Raw genomic sequence first — 11,210 nt, 5'->3', positions numbered from 1 at the left:
AAGCTAACCTGTTCTATCTCGACATGAATCACGCTTGCCGTGTAGCTTTGTACGCGGAATGCAGGATACCGCCTCGACCGCACAGGATCAGACCACGCCGCCCGAAGAGGGCGCGCAGGACATGCCCGAAATCCAGGCGGACCTGCCTGAGATCAACCCCGAATCCATCGCCCGCCGGCTGGAGCCGGAAAATGTCCGCGACCTGGTTTCGCAGGGGTGGGTCTGGGTCGCCGACAATATCCTGACCCTTGAGGCGGCGCTCCAGATCGCGCTGGTCGCGGCCTCCATCACCGGCGCCATCCTGATCTACCGCCTGGCCCTGAAGGGCATGGAGCGGCTTCTGGAGCGCGAGGATGTTCCGGACCTGGCCAAGAAAATCGGTCACTGGGTGCGGCCGCTGATCTGGCCGGCCCTGTTGCTGATCTTCTTCATGGCCTCGGAGATGGGACTGGACGCGCTGGGGCAGGCGCATTTCCTGCCCCGGGTGGCGGTCAGCCTGACGGTCGCGTGGATCGTCATCCGCTTCTTCTCCACCATCATCCAGGAACCGTTCTGGGCGCGCACCGCCGCCACGCTGGCCTGGGTCATCGCGGCGCTCAGCATCTTCGGGCTGTTGCGGCCAACCGCGGAATTCCTGGATACGCTGGCCTTCGTGGTGGGCGATACGCGCCTGTCCGCGCTGTCGGTGGTGCGGGGCCTGTTCATCGCGGTGCTGTTCTTCTGGATCGCGCTGTGGTTCTCAGGGATCCTGAAAGGCCGGATTGACCGCCTGCCCAGCCTGACGCCGTCCGTCCGCATACTGCTCTCACGGGCGATGCAGCTTCTGCTGATTACGGTGGCGGTCCTGATCGGCCTGTCCTCCATCGGCTTCCCGCTGACAGCGCTGGCTTTCTTCTCCGGCGCGCTGGGCCTTGGCATCGGCTTCGGGCTGCAGCAGATCTTCTCCAACCTCGTCTCCGGCGTGATCCTGCTGCTGGACCGGTCCATAAAGCCGGGCGACGTGATCCAGGTGGACGAGACCTATGGCTATGTGAAGTCGCTGGGCCTGCGCTACGCCTCGGTCGTCACCCGCGACAATCACGAGCACCTGATCCCGAACGAGGAATTCATCATCAACAAGGTGGTGAACTGGTCCTTTTCCGACCGGGCGGTGCGGATCAAGAAGGAGGTGGGCGTCGCCTATGACGCCGACATCCACAAGGCGCGGGAACTGATGCTGGAGGCCGCCGGCTCGATCGAGCGCGTGCTGAGCCATCCGCGCCCGGTGTGCCTGCTGACCGGGTTCGGCGACAGCGCCGTGGAACTGGAAATCCGCTTCTGGATCTCCGACCCGCAGAACGGGGTGCGCAACGTCACCAGCGAAGTGCTGCTGGCGATCTGGGACCTGTTCCAGGAGCATGAAATCGCCATCCCCTTCCCGCAGCGCGACCTGCATATCAAGTCGGTCGAGCCGGGGATTCTCACCGTTGCGCAACGTCAGCCGCCGGCGCCCGCCGCCCGGCCGAAGACCACGAAGGAGGAGGTCGACGCGCGGCAGGGAAGCGGCAAGGGCGAGGCGCCGGACGAGGATCAGCCTGAAAGCGTGACGGACGCGCCCGATTTCGACGACTGACGCGAACCGGGCTTCACATTCGCAAAACTTTGCCTATCTACGTTCCCAAGCGGCTGTCAGCCGCATGTCATGGAGCGATACGATGATCGAGAAACGCCCTTTCAACCAGCTTGGCCGGTTCGAGAATGACTGGCTGAATGCCCATTATCATTTCAGCTTCTCCCGCTATTTCGACCCGCAGCGCATGGGCTGGGGCAAGCTGCGCGTGTGGAATGACGACACGATCCGCGCCGGAACCGGCTTTCCGCCGCACCCGCACGACAATATGGAAATCATCACCTATGTCCGGACCGGGGCGATCAGCCACAAGGACAGCCTGGGCAATTCCGGGCGCACCGCCGCGGGCGACGTGCAGGTGATGAGCGCGGGCAGCGGCATCCGCCATGCCGAGTTCAATCAGGAAGACGAGGATACGACCCTCTTCCAGATCTGGATCGAGACTGACCAGACCGGCGGCGAACCCTATTGGGAGACCGCGGAATTTCCCAAGGATTCAGGGAAGTTTGTCACTCTGGCGTCCGGCCGGAAAGGCGACGACGCGCTGCCGATCCGTCAGGACGCCCGCATTCTGGGCGCGACGCTGAAAGCGGGCGAAAGCGAAACCTATGAGCTGGGCGAAGGGCGCTATGCCTATCTGGTCGTGGCCCGCGGTTCGGCGGACGTGAACGGCGTGACGCTCGGCCCGCGCGACGGCGCAGCCATCCGCGAGGAAGACGTCATCCGCATCAAGGCCGGCGAGGAGGCCGAGCTGGTGCTGGTGGACACTGTCTGAAGCAGCCGCGGTTAACAGTGTTTTCAGTCATGGCGCCCCAGAGTGGCGCCATGATGCTGTTTCAGAATCGCAAGCCCGAGACCGAAGAGGTCGACACCAGCGTCGCGGTGGACCGCGCGCTGCGTCACGCCGCCGTCAAGGATCCGTATGCCCTGAAGGAGCAGACGCAGATCCTGGAGAACGCCATCGCCACGCTGGAGGCCGCCGCGCAAGGGGTGGACGCCATCGGCGCGATGATCGGCGAGGGCCGGGAGCTGACGGGAAGCGCCGCGGCGACCGAGAACAAGGCCAAGCGCGCCCTGATCGCCGAACGCTATAACGACATGATCGAGGCCATCGACACTGCCGCCAAGGCGGCCAGCGCCAACGGCGTGAACCTCATCGATGACGGGCATGACGAGATCGAGATCAATCTGCAGGAGCATGGCGGCGTGAAGCTGGCCGTTCGCCATACCCGCCTGACCCGGGGCATTGGCGGATTCCAGCTGTCCCCCGCGCGCGACGCCTTCGATGGCGATGCGGAGATTGAACAGATCCGCAAGGAACTGGACGACGCTCACGCCCGGCTGGACGGGCTGGCCGAACGCTATTGCGCCGACGCCGCCTTCCTGGCCGAGCGTCTGGCCGCCTTCGCGGCCTGATTTGTGGCCATGAAACGCTTACTCCTCGTCCTAATCGCGGTACTGGCCTGTAACGGTCTGGCCGGCTGCATCGCCGCTACCGCCGTATCCGTGGCCGGCGATGTTGTTCAGGGAACCGTGGACGTGGCCGGCAATGTCGGTCAGGCCGTCATACCCGGCGATGATGATGACGATGAGGACGACGACTGAGCGTCGGTCTTCTTCCGTAATATTTCAAACCTCTTCCATGTTCCGCTCGGAGCGGACGCGCGCTAGGCTGCGGCCCGTTCCGCTTTCCCGCAGGAGTATGCATGCGCGCTTCCACGACTTTTGCCGCCCTTGCCGCCGTCCTGGCGCTCGCCGCGCCCGCCGCCGCACAGGATGCGAACCCGGAAGATGACGCCGCCAACTGGCGCGCCGTAGCCCCGGAAAATCTTCTTCTGTTGGAGACGCCGGACGGCACCGTCACGATCGAGCTGAACCCGGCTTTTGCCCCGCAAACCGCCGAACAGATGCGGACCCTCGCCCGCACGGGCCATTATGACGAAGGCGCGAGTTTTTATCGGGTAATCGGCAATTTCGTTGCGCAGGGCGGCATCTGTATCGGCCCGGACTGCGAAGGCGATGACGGCGCGCCGGAACTGCCCCGCGAGTATGAGCGCGAAATCGGCGAGGGCATTGAGTTCACCCCGCTGGGCAATGCCGATCTGTTCGCGCAGGAGGCCGGCCATATCGGCGGCTTCGCCGCGGGCCGGGAGGACGATACGGTCTGGCTGCTGCACTGCATGGGCGCCATGGCCATGGCCCGGAACAACGACCCCGATTCCGGCTCCTCCCATTTCTACATCATAAATGGACAGGCGCCCCGGCATCTGGACCGCAACCTGACCGTATTCGGGCGGGTGATCGGCGGGATGGATCATGTTCAGGCCGTCAATCACGCTGCGCCCGGCAATGCCTCCGGCGTTATCCCGGACGCAGGCGACCGCACGCCCATCCTGTCGGTCTCGCTTGCCGCGGACCTGCCCGCGGGCGAGCAGCCGCAATGGGAGGTCATGCGGACGGATTCGCAGGCATTTGCGGATCTGAAAACTGCCAAGCGGGTGCGTGACGGCGAGTTCTGGTTCCGCAAGCCCCCGGAGACCGTGGACATCTGCACCCTGACCGTACCGGCGCGGCGGGTCGACTAGGCCCGGAAAGCAGAAGGACGGCGAAGTTCGCCGTCCTTCCATACTGACGAAGCTGCAGATCGTCAGAGTATGATGCCCAGGAGATCGTCGAGAATGCCGCCCAGGGTAGAGCCGACATTGTCCAGCAGATTCCCGTAGGTGAGGATCGCCAGGGGCGCGGCCGTGTCCTGGATATATTCGACATCCGATCCGACCAGGATCGTGTTGCCATTGCCATCGTCCAGCACGACTTCGCCGTTCAGGTTCAGCGTGACGAGATAGTCGTCCGCGGCGCCGTCTTCGAACACCACGCCGTCGAACCCGTCGCCGCCGTAGAATTCGTCTTCGCCGAAGCCGGCCCTGAAGACATCATCGTCATCGCCGCCATAGGCGATGTCGTCACCGCCCTGGTTCTGGAAGATATCGTCACCGGCGCCGCCATAGCTGATATCGTCGCCGCCGCCATCGACCAGCCGGTCATTGCCGGACCCGCCATACAATCTGTCATTGCCGGCGCTGGCGTTCAGGAGGTCATCGCCCGCCTCGCCAATCAGGAAGTCGTTGCCGAATTCCCCGAACAGGTCGTCATCGCCATTACCCCCGTAAAGCGTATCCACGCCGCTGCCGCCGACCAGCGTGTCGACCCCCGAACCGCCGTCCAGAACGTCATCGCCGTCGCCGCCGAACAGGCGGTCATCGTCTGCATTGCCGCCCAGATCGTCATTGCCGTCACCGCCGCGCAGCGTGTCGTCGCCGTCACCACCGCGTAGCTTGTCGGCCCCGGAGTCCCCTTTTAGGATGTCGGAACCGAGTTCGCCATAGAGCGAGTCCGCGCCCGTTCCGCCAATCAATGTGTCGTTTCCATCGCCCCCGGTCAGGAAATCATTTCCTGAATTGCCGCGCACGATGTCGTCGCCGGCGCCGCCGATCAGTTCATCAGCCCCGCCATTTCCGAACAGTTTGTCGTCTCCGGCGCCTCCGAAGATGGAGTCCGCCGCGCTGGTGCCGGTCAGAATGTCGTTGCCCGTGGTTCCGTTGATAACTGCCATTTTTCTCCTCCTGTGGCTTATGCACGTATTAGGTGCATGAACTTTAGAGGCGTGCAACTCAAAAGGGATTTTTATTCGATATGCACTTTAAAATAATTATGAGAAAAATAGAGAATCAAGTTGCTGATATTAAAGGTATTATATTGCAAGCGTTAGCAACCTCAACGGATTGAGCGCGCTCCATCGCTATAACATATGTTGCTTTGGAGCTGGTTCGATTAAACAACCTATACGCGATTTATTTTTCGAAACCGGGAAACAAGGGCGTCCTGACCGCCGAAATGGCCCCGCCACAGCCCGCGCATTGCTCAAACCCGCGCTTCGCGCTAGGTGAACCCTCGCGTGAGGAAACGCCCATAATTCAAAAAGAGGGCGCGGCGCGGATGACAACGCGCGGCGCCCCATAGCAACAATGGACGCGCATGCGCCGAACAAACGCACCCTTCCACGTGCCCGCCCCCGTGGCGCGGCCCGGTGAAACGCCTGACTTCTCCCATCTGAAGTTCCCCGAGCCGGGGGCGCACAAGCGCCCCGCCCCGGATGTGAACGCCACCGAGACGATGGAACTGGCCTTCGGCCTGATCCGCGTGCTGGACGACGATCACAAGGCGGTCGGCGAATGGGATCCGAAGCTGGACGCCGAGACCCTGCGCACGGGCCTCAAGCACATGCTGATGACCCGGGCCTATGACGACCGGCTTCTGAAGATGCAGCGCACCAAGCGCCTTTCCTTCTACATGAAGTCGCTGGGCGAGGAGGCGGTGGCCGTCGCCGCGGCCATGGCGCTGCGGTTTGAGGACATGGTGTTCCCGTCCTACCGCCAGCAGGGCATCCTGTTCACGCGCGGCCGGGACATGGTGGACATGATGTGCCACTGCATCTCCAACGCCCGCGACAATCTGAAGGGCCGCCAGCTGCCGGTTCACTATACGTGGCGGGAGGGGAATTTCTTTTCCATCTCCGGCAACCTGACCACGCAATTCCCGCAGGCGGTCGGCTGGGGCATGGCGGAGGCCTATAAGGGCTCGGACAATATCGCCGCCTCCTGGATCGGCGACGGATCGACGGCCGAGGGCGACTTTCATTCCGCCCTGACGCTGGCCGGTGTCTACAAGGCGCCGGTCGTCCTGAATGTCGTGAACAATCAGTGGGCGATCTCGATGACGCAGTCGCTGTCGGGCGGCGAGCGCACGACATTCGCCTCCAAGGCCATCGGCTACGCCATGCCGGGGCTGCGCGTTGACGGCAATGACTTCCTGGCCGTTTACGCCGCCACGCAATGGGCCGCCGAGCGCGCCCGCGCCGGCCATGGCGCGACGCTGCTGGAAATCTACACCTACCGGGCCGAGGCGCACTCCACCTCCGACGATCCCTCCAAGTATCGCCCGAAGGAGGAATGGAATGACTGGCCGCTGGGCGATCCGGTGGAGCGGTTGAAGAACCATCTCATCGCGCTGGGCGAGTGGTCACAGGACCAGCATGACGCCTATTGGGACGAGTGCGTGGAGAAGGTCGCCGCGGCATGGAAAGAGTCCGTCGGACACGGCACGCTGGAAGAGGGACCGCTTTCCCCCACCCAGACGATTTTCGAGGATGTCTATGAACAGCCTGACTGGCGCCAGCGGCGCCAGCGGCAGGATCTGGGGGTCTAGAGATGGCGGACATGACCCGCAGCGACACTGAAACCAAACCCATGAGCATGATCGCCGCGCTCAACTCGGCGATCGACACGCTTCTGGAAAAAGACGAACGCGTCGTGCATTTCGGCGAGGACGCCGGCTATTTCGGCGGCGTGTTCGGCGTGACCGCGAAACTGCAGGAAAAATACGGCCTGCACCGCGTGTTCGACGCGCCGATCAATGAAGGCGCCATCATGGGCATGGCCATCGGCATGGCGACGAACGGCCTGAAGCCGATCGCGGAGATCCAGTTCGCCGACTATATCTTCCCCGGCTTCGACCAGATCATCTCCGAGATGTCGCGCATCCGCTATCGCTCGGCGAACCAGTACACCGCGCCGGTCGTGGTGCGCAGCCCGTGCGGCGGCGGCATCTATGGCGGCCAGACCCACTCGATGAGCCCGGAAGCCTTCTTCACCCATATTCCGGGCATCAAGATCTGCATGCCGTCCAACCCGTATGACGCGAAAGGCATGCTGATCGCGGCCAGCGAGGGCGAGGATCCGGTGATCTTCTTCGAGCCCAAGCGCCTTTATAACGGCCCGTTCGACGGCGACCCCAACAAGCCGCTGACGCCTTGGACCAAGCATGAGCGCGGCCAGGTGCCGACCGGTCATTACCGGGTGGAGCTGGGCAAGGCGGAAATCCGCCGCGAAGGCGCGGACGTCACCGTGCTGGGTTACGGCACCATGGTTCATGTCGGTCTCGCCGCCGCGGAAGCGGCCGGAGTCGACGCCGAGGTGATCGACCTGAAAACCCTGACTCCGTACGACATCGAGACCATCGCGGCCTCGGTGAACAAGACGGGCCGCTGCGTGATCCTGCACGAAGCGCCGCGAACCTCCGGCTTCGGCGCGGAGCTGTCGGCGCAGATCCAGGAAGAATGTTTCTATGCGCTAGAAGCGCCCATCAAACGCGTCACGGGTTGGGATACGCCCTACCCGCACGCGCATGAATGGGCCTATTTCCCGGGACAGAAACGGGTTGTCCGGGCGCTGAAAGAGGTAATGGAAGAATAATGGGCGTTTTCAAGTTCAAGCTTCCCGATGTCGGCGAGGGCGTGACCGAGGCCGAGATCGTCGAATGGCGCATCAAGGCCGGCGACGATATCGCCGAAGACGACAACATGGTCGACGTGATGACCGACAAGGCCACCGTCGAACTGCCCTCTCCGGTTTCCGGCAAGGTAAAGGCCCTGAATGGCGAGCCCGGCGACATCATCGCCACCGGCACCGTGATCGTGGAGATCGAGGTCGAGGGCGACGTTCCCAACCAGGAAGAAGAAGCCGCGCCCGAGCCCGAGCCGAAACAGCCCGAGAAGGTGGCCGAGGAAGCCAAGGCCAGCGAAGCGCCGAAAGAGGAACCGGAAGAAAAGTCGGAACCCAAACCCGAACCCGCGCCCAAGCCGGCCGCCTCCGCGCCGAAAGCCGCCGCGCGCGAAGACGGCGAGCGGCCGCTGGCCAGCCCCGCCGTGCGCAAGCGCGCGCTGGACAGCGATATCGATCTGGGCGCCGTTCCGGGCACCGGCCCGGCGGGCCGCATCACGCACCAAGACATGGATGATTTCATCGCCAGCGGCGGCCGCCTGGCCGCGGCGGCGGGCGGCGGGAGCTCCCGCGGGCTCGCCAAGCGCACCGGCGAGGAGACCTCCAAGATCATCGGCCTGCGCCGCAAGATCGCGGAGAACATGGCGAAGTCGAAGCGGACCATCCCGCATTTTGCCTATGTCGAGGAAATCGACGTCACGGACCTTGAGTCCCTGCGCCAGCACCTGAACGCGACCCGCAAGGACGGCCAGCCCAAGCTGACCATCCTGCCTTTCCTGATGACCGCGCTCTGCCGCGCCCTTCCCGATTTCCCGGCGGCCAACGCCAATTACGACGAAGAGTCTAATGAGCTGACGCGGTTCGAGCCGGTTCATTGCGGCATCGCCACGGCCACCCAGAACGGCCTGATGGTGCCGGTGGTGCGCCATGCCGAGGCGCTCTCCATCTGGGACCAGGCCGCCGAAATCTCGCGCCTGGCCGAGGCCGCGCGCACCGGCAAGGCGACGAAGGACGAGCTGACCGGCTCCACCATCACCATCACCTCGCTGGGCGCAATGGGGGGCGTCGCCTCCACCCCGGTCATCAATGCGCCGGAGACGGCCATCATCGGCGTCAACAAGATGCAGGAACTGCCGCGCTACGACGCAAAGGGCCGTGTCGCGCCGCGCCTGATGATGAACCTCTCCTCCAGCTTCGACCACCGCATGGTCGACGGCTACGACGCCGCCTCCCTGATCCAGGCCCTTAAGGCCATGCTGGAGAACCCGGCGACGATCTTCATGGAGTGAGCGGACGCCTGGACCTCCGCGCGCTTGACGAGTCGCAGTTCGACGAGCTCGAGCGCTGGTTCAGCTCGGAGCGGGACATCCTCGTCTGGGCAGGTCCTGGAGGCGTACATGGTGTCCGCCATTGCCTGCAGGCCACTCTGGACGGAACGCAGTCGGACCCAGCGCAGTTTTGCGGATGGTCGTTGTTTGACGGCGATGCGCTGGCGGCCCATTTCCAGCTGCGGCTTGACCGGCTGACAGACACGATCCGGCTGGGGCGCATCGCAGTTGCGCCGGCGCGGCGCGGCGAAGGGCTTGGCGCTGAAGTGACGCGGGCCGCGATCGAGACCGCCTTCGCGTTCAACTGGGCGTATCGGCTGGAACTGAATGTCTATGCCTTTAATGACGCGGCCATCGCGTTATACCGGCGGGCAGGATTTGAGATTGAAGGCGTAAACCGGGCCGCGGCGAAGTGCGGCGAGGAGCGCTGGGATAATGTGATGATGAGCCTGCTGCGCCCTGACTGGCGGCAGGGGCGCACAGGGCAGGATCGAAGGACCAGAGCAGTATGAAAACCCGCAAATGCAAAGTTCTCGTCGTAGGCGGCGGACCCGGTGGTTATCCGGCCGCGATCCGCGCCGGCCAGCTGGGCCTGGACACGGTCATTGTCGAGGGCGACCGGCTGGGCGGGACCTGCCTGATCCGGGGCTGCATCCCCTCCAAGGCCGTGATCCACGCCGCGACCGAGTTCAAGCACGCCAAGGATTACGCCGCCAACCAGACCATGGGCATTTCGGTGAAAGATCCCGAGATCGACATGGAGAAGATGATCGGCTGGAAGTCCAAGATCGTCGACCGGCTCTCCGGCGGGGTGCAGATGCTGCTCAAGAAGGCGGGCGTCGAGGCGGTCGCCGGCTGGGCGACGTTCGAGGACGCCAAGACCTGCGTGGTCGAGCGCGAGGGCGAGGAGAAGCTGAAGATCACCGCCGAGCACGTGATCCTGGCCAATGGCTCCACCGAGACCGAGCTGCCCTTCATGCCGTTCGACGGCGACATCGTGATCAGCTCCACCCACGCGCTGGAGCTGAAAGAGGTGCCCAAACATCTCGTCGTGATCGGCGCGGGCTATATCGGGCTGGAGCTTGGCATCGCCTACGCCAAGCTCGGCTCCAAGGTGACCTTCGTCGAGGCGCTGGACCGCATCATGCCGCTGTTCGACGCCGAAATGACCAAGCCGGTCATGCAATGGCTGAAGAAGCACGACGTTGATGTGCGTCTGTCCTGCAAGGCCAAGGGCCTGACCGAGAAAGACGGCAAGACGCATCTGGAATTCGAGACCGCCGAAGGCGAGACGGATTCGGTGCGCGCCAGCAAGGTTCTGGTGGCGGTCGGCCGCAAGCCCTGCACGCAAAACTGGGGTCTGGAGAATATGGGCGTCGACATGGACGGCGCCTTCGTGAAGGCGGACCAGCAATGCCGCACCGCCATGCGCGATGTCTGGGCCATCGGCGACCTGATCGGCGAGCCGATGCTGGCCCACAAGGCGACCGCCCAGGGCGAGATGGTGGCCGAGATCATCGCCGGCCATCGCCGCGTGCATGACCCCGTCTCCATCGCCGCGGTCTGCTTTACCGAACCGGAAGTCGTCGGCGTCGGCCTGACGCCGGACGAGGCGAAAGAGGCCGGGCACGAGACGGTCATCGGCCGCTTCCCGCTTTCCGCGTCGGGCCGGGCGCTGGCGGTGAACGCCGGGGATTCAGGCTTTGTCCGCGTGACTGCGCGCAAGTCCGATCATGTCATTCTGGGCATCCACGCCGTGGGCGCGCATATCGCCGAGATGTCGGGCGAGTTCGCGCTGGCGGTCGAGATGGGCGCCCGGCTGGAGGACATCGCCGGCACGATTCACGTCCACCCGACCATGACCGAAGCCTTCGCCGAGTCGGCCTTGGCGGCGCTCGGCCACCCGATCCATATTCCGGCGTAGAAGGGCTGGCG

Annotated in this window: 11 protein-coding genes; 10 read left to right on the top strand and 1 reads right to left on the bottom strand. The window is 64.1% G+C overall.

Annotated elements, in window-relative coordinates:
* Window positions 1–58: 58 nt before the first annotated feature.
* The 5 genes from L338_RS03385 (at window position 59) to L338_RS03370 (ending at window position 4,194) form a co-directional block, all read left to right on the top strand.
* Window positions 59–1,612 carry a mechanosensitive ion channel family protein gene (locus tag L338_RS03385; RefSeq protein WP_022696953.1) on the top strand — a complete coding sequence of 518 codons (1,554 nt, stop codon included), beginning with the start codon at window positions 59–61 and terminating at the stop codon, window positions 1,610–1,612.
* Window positions 1,613–1,694: 82 nt separating this feature from the next.
* Window positions 1,695–2,384 (top strand): pirin family protein, encoded by a 690-nt coding sequence (locus L338_RS03380; protein WP_022696952.1) that lies wholly within the window; start codon window positions 1,695–1,697, stop codon window positions 2,382–2,384.
* A 50-nt stretch (window positions 2,385–2,434) separates the two neighbouring features.
* Window positions 2,435–3,025, top strand: coding sequence for a hypothetical protein (locus L338_RS03375; RefSeq protein ID WP_022696951.1), 591 nt, complete (start codon window positions 2,435–2,437; stop codon window positions 3,023–3,025).
* A gap of 9 nt (window positions 3,026–3,034) precedes the next feature.
* Window positions 3,035–3,214, top strand: coding sequence for a hypothetical protein (locus tag L338_RS17290; protein ID WP_022696950.1), 180 nt, complete (start codon window positions 3,035–3,037; stop codon window positions 3,212–3,214).
* Window positions 3,215–3,315: 101 nt separating this feature from the next.
* Window positions 3,316–4,194 (top strand): peptidylprolyl isomerase, encoded by an 879-nt coding sequence (locus L338_RS03370; RefSeq protein ID WP_022696949.1) that lies wholly within the window; start codon window positions 3,316–3,318, stop codon window positions 4,192–4,194.
* Window positions 4,195–4,256: 62 nt separating this feature from the next.
* On the opposite strand, the gene L338_RS03365 is transcribed toward L338_RS03370, so the two are convergent.
* On the bottom strand, window positions 4,257–5,222 hold the full coding sequence (locus L338_RS03365) for a calcium-binding protein (protein ID WP_022696948.1): 966 nt from the start codon (window positions 5,220–5,222) through the stop codon (window positions 4,257–4,259).
* Between the two features lie 422 nt (window positions 5,223–5,644).
* Here L338_RS03365 and L338_RS03360 point away from each other — a divergent pair, with 422 nt between their 5' ends.
* From L338_RS03360 to lpdA, 5 genes are read left to right on the top strand one after another with little or no spacing between them, the layout of a single operon-like run.
* A complete protein-coding gene (locus L338_RS03360; RefSeq protein WP_022696947.1) occupies window positions 5,645–6,874 on the top strand; it encodes a thiamine pyrophosphate-dependent enzyme in 1,230 nt (409 codons plus the stop codon).
* Between the two features lie 11 nt (window positions 6,875–6,885).
* On the top strand, window positions 6,886–7,920 hold the full coding sequence (locus tag L338_RS03355) for an alpha-ketoacid dehydrogenase subunit beta (RefSeq protein ID WP_027068246.1): 1,035 nt from the start codon (window positions 6,886–6,888) through the stop codon (window positions 7,918–7,920).
* Window positions 7,920–9,236, top strand: coding sequence for a dihydrolipoamide acetyltransferase family protein (locus L338_RS03350; RefSeq protein WP_022696945.1), 1,317 nt, complete (start codon window positions 7,920–7,922; stop codon window positions 9,234–9,236). Before L338_RS03355 ends, L338_RS03350 begins: the two co-directional genes overlap by 1 nt.
* Window positions 9,233–9,787 carry a GNAT family N-acetyltransferase gene (locus L338_RS03345; RefSeq protein ID WP_022696944.1) on the top strand — a complete coding sequence of 185 codons (555 nt, stop codon included), beginning with the start codon at window positions 9,233–9,235 and terminating at the stop codon, window positions 9,785–9,787. Before L338_RS03350 ends, L338_RS03345 begins: the two co-directional genes overlap by 4 nt.
* Window positions 9,784–11,199, top strand: a complete 1,416-nt coding sequence (gene lpdA / locus L338_RS03340) for a dihydrolipoyl dehydrogenase (protein ID WP_022696943.1) — start codon at window positions 9,784–9,786, stop codon at window positions 11,197–11,199. Before L338_RS03345 ends, lpdA begins: the two co-directional genes overlap by 4 nt.
* Window positions 11,200–11,210 lie beyond the last annotated feature (11 nt).

Source organism: Euryhalocaulis caribicus (genome assembly GCF_000412185.1).
GTDB classification, from domain to species: Bacteria; Pseudomonadota; Alphaproteobacteria; order Caulobacterales; family Maricaulaceae; genus Euryhalocaulis; species Euryhalocaulis caribicus.
The sequence above is the reverse complement of the archived record's forward strand: the minus strand, read 5'-3'. Positions and strand labels throughout refer to the sequence as shown.